We start from the raw sequence: 16268 nt of genomic DNA, 5'->3' as shown, positions 1-16268 counted from the left end.
CCCGGTAAAAGGACAGGCCGGGCCTGAGGTGAAATCATTTGAATTTGATTACAGAACAAGAGCTGCTTGCCTTTATGCGGGAAAAGGCTTATAAACCGATGACGTATCAAGAGCTTGAGGAGCATTTCGGGATTGCCGATGCCGCCGACTTCAAAGAGTTTCTCAAGCTGCTGAACCGTTTGGAACAGGAAGGGCAGATTATTTTGACCCGTACCCACCGGTATGGTGTGCCGGAACGGATGGATTTGGTGCGCGGGCGTTTGCAGGCGCATGCTAAGGGGTTTGCGTTCCTCATCCCCGAGGATAGGGATCATCCGGATGTGTACATTCATGCGAACGACTTGAAAAGCGCGATGAACGGCGACACGGTTCTCGTTCGCGTCAGTTCCAAAAGCGCCGGAGGCGGCAAACTGGAAGGCGAAGTCGTACGCATCGTACACCGGGCGGTCACCGAAGTGGTCGGGGTGTTCCAGAACCATGAATCGTACGGGTTCGTGATTCCGGACGACAAGCGGATTAACCGTGATATTTTCATTACGCAGGAAGGTTTTGGGGGCGCGGTGGATGGCGAAAAAGTCGTCGTTCAGATCGTGGAATATCCGGAAGGCCGGGCCGCGGCCGTCGGCCAGGTGAGCGAAATTCTCGGCCACAAGGACGATCCGGGCGTCGACATCCTGTCGATTATCCGCAAGCACCAGCTTCCGGAGGCTTTTCCGGAGGATGTGCTGGCGGAAGCGCTTGAAGCGCCCGATGTGATCGAAGAAGAGGAGATCGCGCGTCAAGGACGGCGCGACCTGCGGGACAAAGTGATCGTGACGATCGACGGCGAGGACGCCAAGGACCTGGACGATGCCGTTCATGTGGAGCGGCTGCCAAGCGGCAATATCCGGCTGGGTGTGCATATCGCCGATGTCGGTTACTATGTGCGCGAAAACTCCAGGCTGGACCAGGAAGCGTACAACCGCGGCTGCAGTGTGTATTTGGTCGACCGCGTCATTCCGATGCTGCCGCACCGGCTGTCCAACGGGATTTGTTCGCTGAACCCGAAGGTGGACCGGTTCACGCTGTCCTGTGAAATGGAATTTAACGATCAGATGAAAGTGGTGAACCACGATATTTTCACCAGCGTGATCCGCACGAAGGAACGGATGACGTATACGAACGTCCGCAAAATCCTGCAGGAGGAAGATCCGGAGGTGACGGAGCGCTACGCCGACCTGGTCGAGACGTTCCGGTTGATGGAGGAGCTGGCTTTGAAGCTGCGGGCGAACCGGATGCGCCGCGGCGCGGTCGACTTCGACTTCGAGGAATCGAAGGTGATCGTCGACGAAAACGGCAAGCCGGTCGATATCGTGAAGCGCGAGCGCTCGATCGCCGAGCAGATCATCGAGGAATTTATGCTGGCGGCGAACGAGACGGTGGCGGAGCATTTTCACTGGCTGAAGGTGCCGTTTATCTACCGGATTCACGAGGACCCGGACCAGGAGAAGCTGATGAATTTCCTGGCGTTTGTCGCCAACTTCGGCTACACCGTGAAGGGCGGCAAAGGCAACAAGGTGCATCCGCGGGCCCTGCAGACGCTGCTGGAGGACATCCGGGGGACGAAGGAGCAGACGGTCATCAGCACGATGATGCTGCGTTCGATGAAGCAGGCCAAATACGACGCCGAAAGTACAGGGCATTTCGGACTGGCGGCGGAGTTCTACACGCATTTCACGTCGCCGATCCGGCGCTATCCGGACCTGGTCATCCACCGGGTGATCCGGGAGGTGATCGAAGGCGGCGGGGCGTTGAGCGAAGCCCGGCTGGAGTACCTGGCCAGCCGGATGCAGACAATCGCCCAGCAGTCGTCGGAGCGGGAGCGGATTGCGGTCGAGGCGGAACGCGATACGGAGCAGCTGAAGAAAGCGGAGTTTATGCTGGATAAGGTCGGGGAGGAATTCCCGGGCATTATCAGCAGCGTGACCAGCTTCGGGATGTTCATCGAGCTGGACAACACGGTCGAAGGGCTGATCCGGCTCAGCGCGATGACGGACGATTATTATCATTTCCACGAGCAGCATATGGCGCTGATCGGGGAGCGGACGTCGAAGATTTACCGGATCGGCGACGAGGTGAAGATCCGCGTGGCGCGCGTGAATATGGACGACCATACGATCGATTTCGAGATGGTCGATATGAAGCCGCGGCAGCGGGGCGGCGAGCTGTTCGGCGGCGGCGGGTTTGACGGCGGCCGGGGCGGCGGTCGCGCAGGGAAAGGCGGCAAGGCCGGTAAGGGCGGCAAGGTCGGCAAGATCGGCGGGGCCAAGGGCGGCGGAGCCAGAGGCAGTGAAGCTCAAGGCGGCGGCAAGGGAGCCAAGGGCAAGAAAGGCAAGCCCGGCCGGGGCGTCGGCGGCAGCGGTGCCGGCAGTGCCGGCGGCGTGGCGCTTGACGCGGCCGCCGGGGCGGGCGCGGGCGAAGCCGCGGAAGCGGCGGGGACGCCCGCGGCGAGCTTTGGCTTCGGCTCCGGCAAGGGAGGCTATGCCTCCGGGACGGTGGCCGTCGCCCGCGACGCCGGGGGCGGATACCGCGCCGGCGGTGGCGATGGCGGCTCGCGGCGGAAGAAGACGTCCGCGAGCGGGATTTTTGTCGGCGCCCGGGGGGATGGCGCCGGGGAGCCCGCGCCGCGCCGCAAGCGGGGCGGCGGCAAAGGCAACGGCACCGCGGCGTTCGTGCGCAAGAAGAAAAAGTAAACGCAAAAAGGGCGGGCATTTTGGTAAAAATGCCTGCCCTTTTATTCTGCTTCGCTCCGTACGTCAGCATGTGCAGAATGGATCTGTTGTCGATCGCGCCCGTCGTGTGGCGCCTGCCGAACTTTCGCCGTATGTCCTATGCCGTGGGTTAATAAAATTTTGCAGAGACTGCTATGTAAACCCCTACCAAGGCCGATACAAAAAGGGATCCCTCGCCTGTCGATTCCAGGGAAGGATCCGCTGCTCGTTTACGCCACTTTGGATGTGGCTTCACGGATATATTCTTTTGCTTTTGCCTGGTCGAACTGGCCTTCCCAGCGGGAGATAACGACGGAGGCAAGAGAGTTGCCAATGACGTTTACCACTGTGCGGGCCATATCCAGCAAACGGTCGATTCCGGCGATGAAGGCGAGGCCTTCCAGCGGAATGTTGACGGAGCCAAGGGTCGCCAGCAGTACGACAAAGGATACGCCAGGCACGCCCGCGATCCCTTTCGATGTGACGATCAATACCAGCATCAGCGTAATTTGCGAACTGATCGGCATGTGTATGCCATACATCTGGGCGATAAACAGGGCAGCCAGCGCCTGATAGAGCGTGGAGCCGTCCAGATTGAATGAGTAGCCCGTCGGTATGACGAAGGATGTAATGGCTTTTGGACAGCCAAGACGCTCCATTTTCTCCATGATCTTCGGAAGCACCGACTCTGAGCTGGCAGTGGAATAGGCCAGGAGCAGCTCGTCCTTCAAGATCTTGATGATGGAGAAGATTGAAACCCCGCTCATCCGGGCAACGCCGCCGAGTACAACCAAAATGAAGAACAGCATCGTTATGTGTACGAGAATGACCAGCTTCCCCAGCGGAACGAGCGAAGAAAGACCGAATTGGGAGACGGTTACGCCAATCAATGCAAAAACACCAAACGGCGCAAACTTCATGATCGTATTCACGACCCAGAACATGGCGTCCGCCACACCCTGGAAGAAACGAAGTACAGGCTGGCCCTTTTCTCCAGCTGCAGCAACCCCGAGTCCAAACAGGACAGAGAAGAAGATGATTGCCAACATGTCTCCTTTGACAATCGCTTCGAAGACGTTATTCGGCACGATGTTGACAAAGGTATCGACAAAACTGTGGCTTTGCGTCGCTTCTGCCGCCTTCACGTACTGATGGATATCGGTTTTGGTCAAATTCGTCATGTCAACCCCGACACCTGGCTGGAACAGGTTGGCCGCAACAAGGCCGACGATAATCGCAATCGTGGTAATGATTTCAAAATACAATATCGTTTTTCCACCGATCTTCCCCAGCTTTTTGAAGTCTCCCACACCCGCGACCCCAACGATCAACGTGGAGATGACGGTAGGAACGACAATCATTTTAATCAGCCGGATAAAAATGTTGCCAATCGGCTGCAAGTAGCTCGCCACCTCAGGATTGCCGTAAAAGATAGCACCTACCAAAATACCAAGGAATAGACCGATTACAATCTGAATGGCTAACCCGAACCGTTTCATGCTGACACCTCGCAGTCCTTTCTGAAGTTTGTATATATCGGTACACAATCGACAAAAGTTAGTCGAAATTTGTCAAAAATTCATATAGTAGTCAATCCGTTTTTTTCTCAATGTAAAGAAATTCCTTTTCACACTTTTTGCGCAGATCTAGGGCCTTTTAGGAAGATGCTGACCGTTTACAGGGTTGTCCTGTATATTTTTCGCTACGTTATCATAGCACATAACTTTTACAAAATCAGCAATTTTTTGTATTGTTTATTTATCCGAAACTTTGATATGACTGAACTTGTAATCCGCATTTGGGATGCTCTCTCTCCTTGGAAAAGAAATAAACCGGAGCGGTTTCCTTTGGTTTTTGTGCTATCGACTTATTTTGATGTGCCTTGTTTTTTTCATGCGCAGATGGGATAATTTCAGCTTTTTGGAGCGCGGAGTCAACGACCCCGGCGGTGAAGCTGGAAAAGACGATTTCACAGATGGATCCGGCCAGATTGCCGCTGCAGAAGCTGGAGCAATCGCTGGTCCATTTGCGGGAAACGGCGGAGCAGACGCGGACCCGGAGGAGCTGAAGCTCGCCGGCTCGCTCATGGCCGGGGCCCGGCGGATTTACGTGTACGCCCCGGGGCCCGCGGTGGCTTTGGGGGACCTGCTGTTTTACCGCTTGTCCCGGTTCGGCATGTCGGTGCGGATGATGGCGGCCAGCGGGCATGAGCTGTTGGAGTCGCTGGCACATGTGCAGCGGGAGGACGTGGTGCTGCTGTTTAATTTCACCCGGCTGCTCCCCGAAACCGAGGTGATCCTGGATTGCGTACAGCGGGTGGGCTGCTCAGCCGTGATGATCACGGATCGCGAGAAGTTCCGGTACGGGGCCCAGGTGGAGGCGGCTTTTTACGTCAGCCGGGGCGAAATGGGAGAATTCCACTCCATGGTCACGCCGCTGTTGTTGATCGAACAGATGATTTTGAGCATCGGCTGTTTAATAAGGAAAAAGTGCTGTCCAAGCTTGAATATCTGGGCGAGCTGCGGGCGAGATATGCCGGCAAGCTGCCGCGGGGGAAGGCGTGAAGGGGAAGTTATGAGCGTAGAAGGCGGCGAAAAATAAAAAAGCACTCACCCTGCCGGATGAATGCATTTGTTGTGTTAAGATTGAAAGCCCCTGATTCCCATCAGCGGGCCGCTTTTGTTTTCGTGTGAATTTCGTTAAGGACTTCGGCGGTTGAACTGACTTGACCGAATTCGTAAGCGATAACGGTCAGCGTTACGCGCTGGATTTCCTCGGCGGAAATATCCCCCCAGCCCATGTCCGGGTAATCCATAGGCGCGTTCGCGTCGCTCAGAAAGATCACTTTATATTCCCGGTGCGCGCCGTCTCTGACGGTCGTTTCGCAGCACACGTTGGTCACGGTGCCGCAGATGATGATCGTGTTAATATCTTTTGCCCGCAGGACCGTATCCAAATCGGTATCGTGAAAACCGCTGTAAAACAGCTTGTCGACGATAATATCCTGGGCGAGCGGGGTTAATTCTTCAATAATTTCCACGCCGGGGGTGCCGCGTTTCAGGATCTCGTTCACATTCGGATACATATCTTTCATTCTTCCGGTGTCGCTGCCGTCGCCCCGGACGATATGGCGCAGGTAGATCACGGGCATGCCCGCTGTTCTGGCCGCGCCGGTGAGATGGCGGATGTTGTCGACGATCCCTGCGGTCCGCGGCACATACAGCGCTCCGTCCGGTTTGCAGAACACGTTTTGCATATCCACTACGATAACGGCCGTTCTCGCGGGATCAATCTCCCATTTTACTTTGTTTTTCAAGCTCATATAGAAACACTCTCCTTATAAGTCGGAATGAATATGCCGCGTCAGGCGGCCTCTGTAGGAATGGAGTCCTGTGAACCGCCCCCCGACGCCCGCCGTTCGAGCGCAGGACGAATCCATACATTAACCACCGTGTTTAAAACGATCAGCATAACTACACCTACCAGCATCGGCTGGGTGACGACGCTCTGGATAGCCAGCGGCAAGCCGGCCGTGAGCTCGGCGGGCAAGTACATCGTCCCCAGCGAGATAATAAAGGAGGAGCCGGCGACGGCGAGATTCAGTTCATCCCACTTGACCTTGCTGACCATTTGAATCCCGCTGATGGCGATAATGCCGAACAAAATCGTGGAGGCCGCGGATAAAACGGCGCTGGGCAGGGAGGCGATAAACAAGCCGACTTTGGGAATGAGGCCTAAAATCACGGCCATGATACCGGCGGTCATGGTGACATAGCGGCTGCCGATGCCCGAGACGCGGACGATGCCGATGTTTTCCGGGTAAGAGGTCGTGCCCAGCCCGCCAAAGACAGCGCCCAGGGTACAGCCGAGAAATTCACCGAACAAACCGCGGTTAACCCGGGTGCTGTCGAGCTCTTGGTTCCCCCATTTGGTCAGCAGGGTATACATGCCTACCGCCTCCGCGGAAGCCTGCAGGAAAGCCAGCAGCATGAGAATAACGACAGGGACGGAAACGCCGAAGCCAAACGGGAAAACTTCCGGCAAACGGAACCAGCCGGCCGTGGCTACCGCCGAGAAATCGACGCTGCCGAACACTGCGAAAAACAAGGTTCCGGCAATAATCCCCCACAGGAGCGCGCCCCGGCGCAGGATCGTGTTGCCGCCAAAAATCATAAGGGCGAGCACGCAGACGACCGTGACGATGGAAGCGGCGAAATTGACGCCTATATTCGCGCTGCCGAACCAATTTTTAAGGCCGATATCGGCGAGCTGCGCACCGATGATGATCAGCAGCGTGCCATAAACGATCGGCGGGGCGATGAATTTGTTGATATGGCCGATTAGGCCGAATTTGCGGATCGGAAGGGCCAGAAGCATAAAAATGACGCCCGCCACCGCCATCGATCCGAAGGCCGTTCCCAATCCGACGCTGGCGCTTGCGGAAAGCACGGCCACGAAAAACGCGGCGGTCGGCCCTTGCACGACGGGGAGCCGCAGCATTTTTCCCGATTGCAGAATCGTCACGAGCCCGGTCGTCAAGAAACAAGCTTGAATCAAATAACCGATCGTTTGGAACTCCAGATGCAAAGCCTGGCCGATTAATACCGGGAAAAGAAAAATGCCCGTAAGCGCCAGCAGATGCTGAAAACCGTAGGTCAGGTTGGCGCCGGTGGAGAGCTTGTCCTCGATGCCGACGTGCAAAGTTTCGTTATTCTCGTGCTCATGATTCATAGCTGTTCACCCCTAAATTATATTTTCGAGCAGAGCATTCAACATATCATCGGATGTTTACAGTTAAAGAAGAGATCATCAGATGTTTAGAAATGGTAAACTTGAGAGCAAGGGAACACGTGAGCGATGGACCGCGTCGAGATTTTGGATGGCGGATTTTCTGGCTTCATCGCTATTTCCCGCTTCAATGGCGGCATAAACCGCATCATGGTAAACCGTGTTATCTTCGTACTGCCGTGTGTCCAGAAGCAATTGGCTGAGCATTTCCTTCAAGCTTTCGGCCACGACCTTATACATTTCCAGCAGCACTTCATTTTTGCCGGCCTGGGCTACCGCGATGTGAAAGGAAATATCCGCTTCAACGTATTCCGCGTACCGGCCCTTCTCCAAAGCTTCGTTCCGTTGATCCAGAAAAGAGCGCATCGCTTCAAGATCCGCATTCGTCCTTCTTAAGGCGGCCAGCCCGGTTACTTCGATTTCGAGAATCCTGCGCGCCTCAAGTATATGAGCGTAGTTCTTCGGAGTTTGGGTTTGGCTTACCGCGGCAAGTCCTGCGGAAGAGGCGCGAATATAGGTTCCGTCTCCTTGGCGCACTTCCAGCAGACCGGCATGCGTCAGCACCTTGACCGCCTCCCTGACGGTGGATCTTCCTACCGCGAGCAGCTTCATCAATTCGGGTTCCGGCGGCAGTTTGTCCCCGCTTTTGTAACGGCCTGACCGGATGAGCGTTTGCATTTGATCCAACACTTCATCGACCAATTTTCGCCGGGGTATGGCTTTGAATTCGGTGTAAGTAATGATGTGCCACCTCCTATTATGTTATATAATATCACACGAAATGAAATTTTTACTGCTCATTTTCATTTGTTGGTTCACATTATATGCGGAAAAATGTCGAAACACAAGAACTTTTTTGTATTTATGTCATATAACCTAACATAATATCCTTGACATGAACTCTAAAACGGGCGTATTCTTAATTACGATCCCACGATCAAACATCTGATGATCTACTCATTTTCATTATTTTTGAAAAATAGGAGCACCTATGAAAACTAAAATGGATAACCCGCCATGGGTTCACAACAATTACCCGCTGATCCGGTGGCTGTTATTTGGGGCCGCCTTGCTCATCCTGTCTTCCTTATATGTTACGGTCCCCCTTCTTCCCGTGTTTGCCGGTGCATTTCACGTCGGGACAAGTGAATCGGCTTTGGCGGGGAGCGCTTTTTCCTTGTTTTTTGCCGCCGGGTGTCTGGTCTATGGCCCTTTATCGAACCGGCTTGGCCGAAAAAGGGTAATCGTTGCGGGGCTTGGCGTTCTGGTTCTGGCCACCGCGTGTCTGGGGTTTGCGGGGAGCTTTGGAGGATTGATCGCGTTGCGATGTTTGCAGGGGGCGGCGGCCGCGACATTTTCGCCCGTGGCCTTAACTTATGCGGGAGAAGTTTTTCCCGTGGAGCAAAGAGTGACGGCTATAGGATTTATTAGCTCGGGCTTTTTAATGGCGGGGATCTTTGGGCAGGTCTGGGCGAGCTCGCTTGCCGCGCTGCTGGAATGGCCTTGGGTGTTTAGGCTGCTGGCGGCAGGTTATGCTGCGCTATTATGCCTTGTGATCGTGTGGCTGCCGCCGGTTCCGGCGGAACAGGCGCGGCAGGGCCGGGTTGGGCAGGATCGCCGCTGGTACGCGGTGCTGTCAAATCGAAATCTTTTGTTATGTTATGGCATTACCGTGACGATTCTGCTCTGCTTTGTGGGCATGTACAGCGCGATGGGCGCCTTGCTCGGCCAACCGCCGTATTCGCTGAGCGAGATGGAGGTTCTGGGCGTGCGCTCGCTGGGCATGATCGGGATGTTTCTTTCCTTCTTTGCCGGGCGAATATGCCGAAAATGGGGCATGCTGCCTGTGCTCCGCACCGGACTCGTTTGCTCGATCGCGGCATTGGTGATGATGTCTTTTGTTCAGTCGGCGGTAGTTTATGCCGTAATGAGCATCCTGTTTGTGGCCGGCATTGCCGTGATCGTGCCTGCGCTGATTTCGCTGATCGGGGAAATCGGGAGCGGGAACAGAGGGGTTGCGACATCCTTGTATACTTTTGTTTTATTCGCTGGAGCGAGTGCGGGTCCGATTCTTACGGCCAATTTGTTGGGGATGAATCACGCTTCTTTACCTTTTCAAGTGTTTGCCGGCCTTCTTTCGCTCGCCTTGTTGTGTTCGGCATTGATTCGCAAGGGACAGGGGATACAGGAGAGAAAGGATCACTCCTAGTCCTCATAAACTACGCTGCCGATAAAGCGCACGGAATACTGGCTGTTTTGGACAACCGGAACCGTTCCGTCGTAGCTATAATCGTACAATAATATGACGGCGTTCATGCCCTCGAGCTCCGGCGGTTCCGGCCAGCCTGATGCTTCAAATTGGGAGATTAATTGGTCGTCATACGAGCAGCCTTCCAGCCAGTTCGCATAATTGCTTTGATCCGTCTCTACCAGGAAAGCCTCGCGGAAGTCTTCGTCAAAAGACTCCATTCTGAAATCCCGGCAAATTTGCGGATCGCGCTGCTTGGCTTCATCGGAATAATCAAACCGAAGATACTCGTCCAGGGCTTCCTCCGAAGCGAATCGGCCGATCCAAAGCGATACTTGGTCCGGGTATGGACCGGAAGCGGGACGAAGTTCCTTGTCGTCTGCGTTATGGGGCATCTCGGGCTTAACCTCCATATTGTTCATATGTTTTCTTCATCATAACCTGGAACGCCGCAAGATGAAAACGGGTTGGCGCATTCTTGCTTTTAACCGCTGGAGTTGATACAATAAATGTCTGGTAAACACTGCCCCGCGGGGCTTCAGAAGGAGGATGAACATGGGCAAGAAAAATGATGGCAAGGTACTGGCGCAAAACAAAAAAGCTTCCCATGATTATTTCATCGAAGATACCTATGAAGCGGGCATGGTCCTCACCGGGACGGAAATCAAGTCGGTTCGTAACGGCCGGGTGAATATCGGGGACGCGTTTGCAACGATCCGAAACGGCGAGATCCATATTCACAACATGCACATCAGCCCGTTCGAGCAGGGCAACCGGTTTAATCCGACCGATCCGACACGGACGCGCAAGCTGCTGATGCACAAAGCGCAAATCAGCAAGCTGCTCGGCTTGTCCAAGCAGGAAGGCTATACGATCGTGCCGCTGAAGATATACATCCGCAACGGCTACGCCAAGCTGCTCCTGGGCCTGGGCAAAGGGAAGAAGCAATACGACAAGCGCGATTCCGCCGCCAAACGCGACGCCCAGCGCGATATCCAACGCGCGTTGCGGGAGAAGCAGAAAGTGGCTCGTTAGTAACCTTATAAATGATGATAACCTCAGATTTAACCATGGATTTATGGTTAGTCTGAGGTTTTTTGGTTATATCCAGAAATCTAACGGTTGTATTAGTCGTTATTTTGCCCAAAAAGCCCCTTTCTAAATTTTAACGGTTGTGAGCGCTGTTATCTGCTCTAATTCGAGCCCAAATAGCCGGGTTTTAGCTAAATAAGCGCTATGGCAACCGTTGGAAATTGAAAACGGCGATATTGGAGCGAATAGCGGCTGCGGCGACCGTTAGAACCTGATGGGGAGAAAATGTATCTTGTCGGATTAAATGTAACGCTAGTGCCGTTTGGCTGGGAAATAACCGGGAAATGGGCGGATATGGTCGCTGGTGTTCGTTAGAGAAGCGTCCACTGATCGGAAAGAGCCGAAGTCCTCGGTGCTTCGGCCACTTGCCTTTGCCCCGGAACAGTTTTAATACCCATGCAAACGGAACAATGATCAAAAATCAGAATTTCTTGAGAAGGACCGCTATGATGGAGCAATCCTGCTTTTTTGGCCACGGCCAGGCCCGCGCCGCCAAGAATGAGGCCGGTTAACCCTGCGGAAGGCTTTTTGCCGGTAGCCGGGTCATAATCGTTGTACGTTTGTCCTGCATTGACAGTCAATACCGGCAGGGTTTCCGCTTCCATGACTTTACGGTCGGCGTTCAAATTTGCCGGATCGGACACGAGAATGCTGTTTAGCAGAACGGGCTACCCAAGAATCTCGTGGCTTTAGCCATGAGAGGTTCAATATATCCTGTCCCTGGTGATCCTGGAGCAGCAACGCCTACAAGTCCCTCCGTTTGTTTTTTACTCCTTTATATCGGGTGTATTTCCAAAATTATCAGCATAATGCACCTCTGTTTATGATGGGGGGATGGAGCTTGCTTTCCTTACGGTGAATTGGTACAATAAAATTCCCTAACTTAGTTGAGTTTCCAGCAACCCACAAGTCATTTAGTGCTCAAAATGTGCTATACTAAGTTCGTAACATAAAATGTAGTTCGTATCACAACAGTGTGATTACAGTACTCCATGCTCAGCCGTTTAATTCAAAATTCGGGGGCGTTTTTTGGATTCGACGGGGGTAGATCGAGCATGGGTAGCGGGTAGTGGGGAGCGTCCGCTTTATCAACGCTAACGCCAAATTTAAACGGCAAAGCTAAACAACCAACTCTGGCTCTGGCCGCCTAATAACGGCCTCCAGGCTTCTACCCTGCATCGCCCATGTGCCGGGATAGAAGCTCAACCTATAGTGGGATACGCTGTCTAGTCTCCGCCTGCGGCTAGCTGAAGAAGACAAACAGGCTGACCCGAAGAGAATCCGGTGACGGGGAGTCTCTAGGGTGACATCAAAACTGTCACTACACCCGTAGAAGCCTATGTGGCGTTGCCTTCGGACAGGGGTTCGACTCCCCTCGCCTCCATAATTAGCATGAGAAAAAGCGACCGTGATTGGTCGCTTTTTTGCATCCTCATATAAATTACGCAATGAAGATTACTCATGGTTCAGGTAGTGACTTATAAATTTGGGACGAGAGAAAGGCAAAATATTGAAAAAAATGAAACTCAGGAACCAAAAAACTCGTAATATGTGGTAATATGTAGAAAAGGGGGAGTAGATTTTGAGAAAGACTAGTTTGGGAGTATTACTTTTGGCACTGTTATTACTGGTTACTGCATGTGGAGGTGCTGCGTCTACATCATCAGGAACGCAGAATGCCAATACTTCCGTAAAGGATCAAGGCACTGCAGAGAACGTAAATAATGAGCAAAAAGGTGAGGCTGATACAGCAGAACCGGCTAAGGAGCCTGAAAAGCCGGAAGAGGTTGCTTACAAAGTAGGGGACAAGTTCAAATTGAGCAATTGGGAAGTTGTGCTGGACTCCTTTGAGTTCAATCAAAAAGTCAGTGATGAATACTTTTCTTCTAGTGCGGATGAGGGCAATAAGTTTTTAATTTTAAATTATACGGTTTCCAATGAAGGAACGGAAGCAGACAACTTTACGTCAATGATTGGCGGAGTTGAGATGAAGGCGATATTTAAGGACAAATATGAATATAAATATACGATCACGATGATAGATAAAGACCTTAGCAATGAAAGTATTAAGCCATTATCTTCAAAAACCGGATTTGTTGTAATGGAAGTTCCTGACGAAGTAGCTAAATCAAAAGATGGTTTGATTTTAAAGCTGGCAAAAGATAAGGACAAGGCCACTATTAATTTAAGATAGCCGAAGTTGCTACTATGAAAGAAACCGCAAGCGTAAGGGATTTCTCCCCGGGGCTTGCGGTTTTTTTGGAGTTAACCATCGCTTCAAAGGAACTTGCCTCCCTCTTTCGTTCGCTAGTGAAGAAGCCTATACAGAGAATATCCCCCAGCCCTAGCCTAAAGTCCAGGTTCAAACACCCCCCTAAGACGGTTATGCCGGGTAAATAAGGCAGTTATAATGGATTTATAACTCAGAGCGTGACTTATGAAGCCAAAGGAGTGTTTGAATTGAAGGCAGTAGAAGCGACGACAATGGCGCGGGCGGGTAAGGTGAATTGGGTGCTTTTTAATCCTAAAACCTATGCAACGATCCTCTATTTATTGCTCTCGCTCCCGTTAGGGATAATCTATTTGACACTAGCGATCACGGGGCTTGCCTTATCCATTGGTTTGACTCCGATATTTATCGGGATACCGCTGTTTTTTGGAGTGGCTAAGCTGTTAAATGGGATTGTAAATTTTGAACAAGGCCTAATTCGACATATTTTAGGTTTACCGGTCCCTCCTGTTTCGGTTCCAAACCAACTACAGCCTGAAGTTGGGCAGAATTGGTTGAAGCGAATGGTGAAGGGGTTTGACGGTGGACAATTCATTAGAAATCTGATGCTCGTATTACTTAGATTTATAACAGGCATTGTTTTCTTCGTTGTGATGGTGACGGCAATTGCACTAGGACTCGGATTTATTGCGCTTCCCGTTGTGCATATCATTTTGATGAATGAGATGCAGCTGGATATTCTAGAGAATAACTTGTTCCGTTATTTTCATGTCGATTGGACTTATAGTCAGCAATATCTGCTATACGTAGGCGTTGGTCTTGTACTATTTTGGATCGCGCTTCGCGTTGTGAATGGGCTCATGCAAATTCAGCGTAGAATCATGTATGTGGACGAGTCCTATCAGCCGCCGTCAATGCCAGTTGAAGCACAATTCCATGCACCCGTTCAGTCCGATTATGATGGGTACCAAGGAAATCAGCCGGCGCAAGAGAAGATGTGGCTCGCATAAAAGAGAGCTTTAGGAGCTAGTAATAAGACTCGGCAGTTATAGGTTTCTCCATTTTGGAAAAACGGCAAAACAAAAGAATTCTGTCACGATGACAGAACTCTTTTTTCTATGTACGCCCAGCATGGGCGTCATCTATAGGGTGAAAGTCCCGAGCGGGGGCTGGCGAGCGCCTACCGCTAGCCAAGGGCAAGGGTGTCCATCGCGAGGTGGAATCTGAAGGAAGCCGGAGGCAAAAGCACGGGCCAAGGTACACAAACTGGATTTGAGGCAGGATGAACCGGATGAGCTGCCATAACACAGCGAAATCCAAAGCCGCCAAGGATCACTCCTGTAAACTCCAGTGGTCGTGGGCGGAAAGATGACGTTCTTATCTGGGGAGGCCTGCGGGAGAAAAAAAAAATGCGAAGTCACTTCGTAACCGCAACCGAGAGGCTGCGCTGAACCCGCAGGAGTCAGCAGAGGCCATAGTACGCAAGTACGGGACGCCGGAAAGCGGAAGGGCCGAACCGAAAGGAGAGAGGAAACCGATGCGTTCGCGTGAAGAGCAAAGACAGCCGAATATCCCAAAAGGGAGCTGCCAACAAAGAGAAGCGGTGAAGCCGTCAGGGTATGTTGGAGCGCCGAGTTCTTCATCGGCACAAATCGATCCTTCCTCTCACGAGGCAAGTAACGACTTGTTGGAGCGAATGCTCGAAGGGGAGAACCTCAGGCTCGCCTATAAGCGAGTGGTACAAAACGGAGGTGCCCCCGGTGTAGACCGAGTAACGGTAGCGGGGCTACAGGCTTACCTGAACACACGCTGGGAAACGGTGAAAGATGAACTCCTAACGGGAACGTACAGACCGATACCTGTCAGACGGGTGAAAATCCCCAAACCCGGAGGCGGTGTAAGGCTGCTCGGTATCCCGACCGTGATGGACCGCTTCCTCCAACAAGCACTTCTGCAAGTGATGAACCCGATTTTCGATGCCCCCTTCTCTTGGTACAGCTACGGCTTTAGACCGGGGAAGAGAGCACACGATGCCGTGAAGCAAGCCCAGCGATATATCCAAAGCGGTCTGCGATGGGTCGTAGATATGGATTTGGAAAAGTTCTTTGACCGGGTGAACCACGACATTCTCATGGCAAGAGTGGCAAGGAGAGTGACAGACAAGCGAGTCTTGAAGCTGATTCGGGCCTACTTGGAAGCCGGAATGATGGAAGGTGGCATCTGCCAGAAGACGGACGAGGGAACTCCGCAAGGCGGTCCGCTAAGTCCGCTTCTGGCAAACATCTTACTCGATGATTTGGATAAAGAACTGACAAAGAGGGGGCTGCGGTTTGTTCGTTACGCGGACGACTGCAACATCTTTGTAGCGAGCAGGCGAGCAGGTGAACGAGTCATGGAATCGGTCACACGATTTGTGGAAGGAAAGTTGAAACTGAAAGTGAATCGGGACAAAAGTGCAGTGGACAGGCCATGGAACCGGAAGTTTCTTGGCTTTAGTTTCCTGTCGAATAAACAGGCGACGATTCGATTGGCTCCCAAGACAATCTCTCGATTTAAAGAGAAGATCCGGGAGTTGACAAACCGTACCCAATCAGTCTCCATGGAGGAACGTATATCTAGACTGAACCGTTACCTCATGGGATGGATTGGATATTTCCGAATCGCATCGGCGAAGAGCCACTGTGAAAGATTCGACCAGTGGATTCGAAGAAGACTTCGAATGTGCCTATGGAAACAATGGAAGCGGGTACGCACCCGAATTCGTGAACTTCGGGCACTCGGAGTCCCAGAATGGGCCTGCTATGTTATGGCAAACTCCCGCCGGGGTGCATGGGAAATGTCTCGAAACACAAATAACGCCCTTCCGACTTCCTACTGGGAAGTGAAAGGGCTGAAGAGTTTGCTTTCTCGTTACCTGGAGCTTTGTTAACCTTTTGGAACCGCCGTATGCGGACCCGCATGTACGGTGGTGTGAGAGGACGGGGGTTAGTCACCCTCTCCTACTCGATTACACACGATGCAGCCGTGCCGCCGTATTCACTGAATTGGTATAAATCATGGTTAACAATCTCAATATGGATGGATGTGAACTTGGATATCCTACTTGCTTGCGGTAAGTGACGGTTATTTTTGATGTGGTATAATCGTATGTAGTTCCGAA

General features: G+C 52.4%; 13 protein-coding genes and 1 other RNA gene. 8 read left to right on the top strand and 6 right to left on the bottom strand.

The genetic code is table 11. From position 1 onward, the window contains the following. The first annotated feature begins 44 nt into the window (after positions 1-44). Complete coding sequence (rnr, locus tag NYE74_RS01935; RefSeq protein WP_036629005.1) at positions 45-2732, top strand: ribonuclease R; 2688 nt, start codon at positions 45-47, stop codon at positions 2730-2732. 248 nt (positions 2733-2980) lie between these two features. Here the strand turns inward: rnr and NYE74_RS01930 are convergent, their stop codons facing one another. Beyond that, positions 2981-4249: a cation:dicarboxylate symporter family transporter gene (locus NYE74_RS01930; RefSeq protein ID WP_124333560.1), complete on the bottom strand. Its 1269-nt coding sequence runs from the start codon at positions 4247-4249 to the stop codon at positions 2981-2983. A gap of 394 nt (positions 4250-4643) precedes the next feature. Here NYE74_RS01930 and NYE74_RS01925 point away from each other — a divergent pair, with 394 nt between their 5' ends. After that, positions 4644-5351: a MurR/RpiR family transcriptional regulator gene (locus NYE74_RS01925; protein ID WP_341004569.1), complete on the top strand. Its 708-nt coding sequence runs from the start codon at positions 4644-4646 to the stop codon at positions 5349-5351. 64 nt (positions 5352-5415) lie between these two features. Here the strand turns inward: NYE74_RS01925 and NYE74_RS01920 are convergent, their stop codons facing one another. The 3 genes from NYE74_RS01920 to NYE74_RS01910 form a co-directional block, all read right to left on the bottom strand. Next, entirely contained in the window at positions 5416-6072 is a 657-nt protein-coding gene (locus NYE74_RS01920) for an isochorismatase family protein (protein WP_036627061.1), read from the bottom strand. A 41-nt stretch (positions 6073-6113) separates the two neighbouring features. Then, positions 6114-7481 carry a uracil-xanthine permease family protein gene (locus tag NYE74_RS01915; protein WP_341004568.1) on the bottom strand — a complete coding sequence of 456 codons (1368 nt, stop codon included), beginning with the start codon at positions 7479-7481 and terminating at the stop codon, positions 6114-6116. A gap of 78 nt (positions 7482-7559) precedes the next feature. After that, on the bottom strand, positions 7560-8228 hold the full coding sequence (locus tag NYE74_RS01910; RefSeq protein WP_341004567.1) for a FadR/GntR family transcriptional regulator: 669 nt from the start codon (positions 8226-8228) through the stop codon (positions 7560-7562). Positions 8229-8529: 301 nt separating this feature from the next. On the opposite strand from NYE74_RS01910, the gene NYE74_RS01905 reads away from it, so the two are divergent. Next, positions 8530-9747, top strand: a complete 1218-nt coding sequence (locus tag NYE74_RS01905; RefSeq protein WP_227872969.1) for an MFS transporter — start codon at positions 8530-8532, stop codon at positions 9745-9747. On the opposite strand, the gene NYE74_RS01900 is transcribed toward NYE74_RS01905, so the two are convergent. Continuing rightward, a complete protein-coding gene (locus NYE74_RS01900) occupies positions 9744-10181 on the bottom strand; it encodes an immunity 22 family protein (RefSeq protein WP_213510869.1) in 438 nt (145 codons plus the stop codon). The genes NYE74_RS01905 and NYE74_RS01900 overlap by 4 nt on opposite strands. A gap of 160 nt (positions 10182-10341) precedes the next feature. Here NYE74_RS01900 and smpB point away from each other — a divergent pair, with 160 nt between their 5' ends. Next, the gene (gene smpB / locus NYE74_RS01895) at positions 10342-10821 is read left to right on the top strand and encodes an SsrA-binding protein SmpB (RefSeq protein ID WP_036627059.1); all 480 of its coding nucleotides are present in this window, start codon (positions 10342-10344) and stop codon (positions 10819-10821) included. Positions 10822-11189: 368 nt separating this feature from the next. Here smpB and NYE74_RS01890 read toward each other — a convergent pair whose 3' ends face one another. Beyond that, positions 11190-11522, bottom strand: a complete 333-nt coding sequence (locus NYE74_RS01890; protein WP_036627058.1) for a DUF2167 domain-containing protein — start codon at positions 11520-11522, stop codon at positions 11190-11192. Between the two features lie 374 nt (positions 11523-11896). Between NYE74_RS01890 and ssrA the strand changes: the two genes are divergently transcribed. From ssrA to ltrA, 4 genes are all read left to right on the top strand, one after another. Further along, positions 11897-12265: a transfer-messenger RNA gene (gene ssrA / locus NYE74_RS01885) on the top strand. A 195-nt stretch (positions 12266-12460) separates the two neighbouring features. Continuing rightward, on the top strand, positions 12461-13072 hold the full coding sequence (locus NYE74_RS01880) for a DUF4352 domain-containing protein (RefSeq protein WP_036627056.1): 612 nt from the start codon (positions 12461-12463) through the stop codon (positions 13070-13072). Between the two features lie 266 nt (positions 13073-13338). Further along, complete coding sequence (locus NYE74_RS01875; RefSeq protein WP_036627054.1) at positions 13339-14118, top strand: sensor domain-containing protein; 780 nt, start codon at positions 13339-13341, stop codon at positions 14116-14118. Between the two features lie 527 nt (positions 14119-14645). Continuing rightward, positions 14646-16037 (top strand): group II intron reverse transcriptase/maturase, encoded by a 1392-nt coding sequence (gene ltrA, locus NYE74_RS01870; protein WP_036621729.1) that lies wholly within the window; start codon positions 14646-14648, stop codon positions 16035-16037. Positions 16038-16268: the final 231 nt, after the last annotated feature.

Origin of the sequence: Paenibacillus sp. FSL P4-0127 (assembly GCF_038007325.1) — a bacterium.
In the GTDB taxonomy this organism is placed as follows: domain Bacteria; phylum Bacillota; class Bacilli; order Paenibacillales; family Paenibacillaceae; genus Fontibacillus; species Fontibacillus macerans.
Note: the sequence above shows the minus strand (reverse complement) of the source record. Positions and strands in the feature narration are given on the sequence as shown.

Bases quoted from the DNA above. Each gene is read 5' to 3' on its own strand.
- NYE74_RS01900 (WP_213510869.1), bottom strand. From the start codon at position 10,181: ATGCCCCATAACGCAGACGACAAGGAACTTCGTCCCGCTTCCGGTCCA.
- NYE74_RS01925 (WP_341004569.1), top strand. From the start codon at position 4,644: ATGCGCAGATGGGATAATTTCAGCTTTTTGGAGCGCGGAGTCAACGAC.
- NYE74_RS01920 (WP_036627061.1), bottom strand. From the start codon at position 6,072: ATGAGCTTGAAAAACAAAGTAAAATGGGAGATTGATCCCGCGAGAACG.
- smpB (WP_036627059.1), top strand. From the start codon at position 10,342: ATGGGCAAGAAAAATGATGGCAAGGTACTGGCGCAAAACAAAAAAGCT.
- NYE74_RS01905 (WP_227872969.1), top strand. From the start codon at position 8,530: ATGAAAACTAAAATGGATAACCCGCCATGGGTTCACAACAATTACCCG.
- NYE74_RS01915 (WP_341004568.1), bottom strand. From the start codon at position 7,481: ATGAATCATGAGCACGAGAATAACGAAACTTTGCACGTCGGCATCGAG.
- NYE74_RS01930 (WP_124333560.1), bottom strand. From the start codon at position 4,249: ATGAAACGGTTCGGGTTAGCCATTCAGATTGTAATCGGTCTATTCCTT.
- ltrA (WP_036621729.1), top strand. From the start codon at position 14,646: ATGCGTTCGCGTGAAGAGCAAAGACAGCCGAATATCCCAAAAGGGAGC.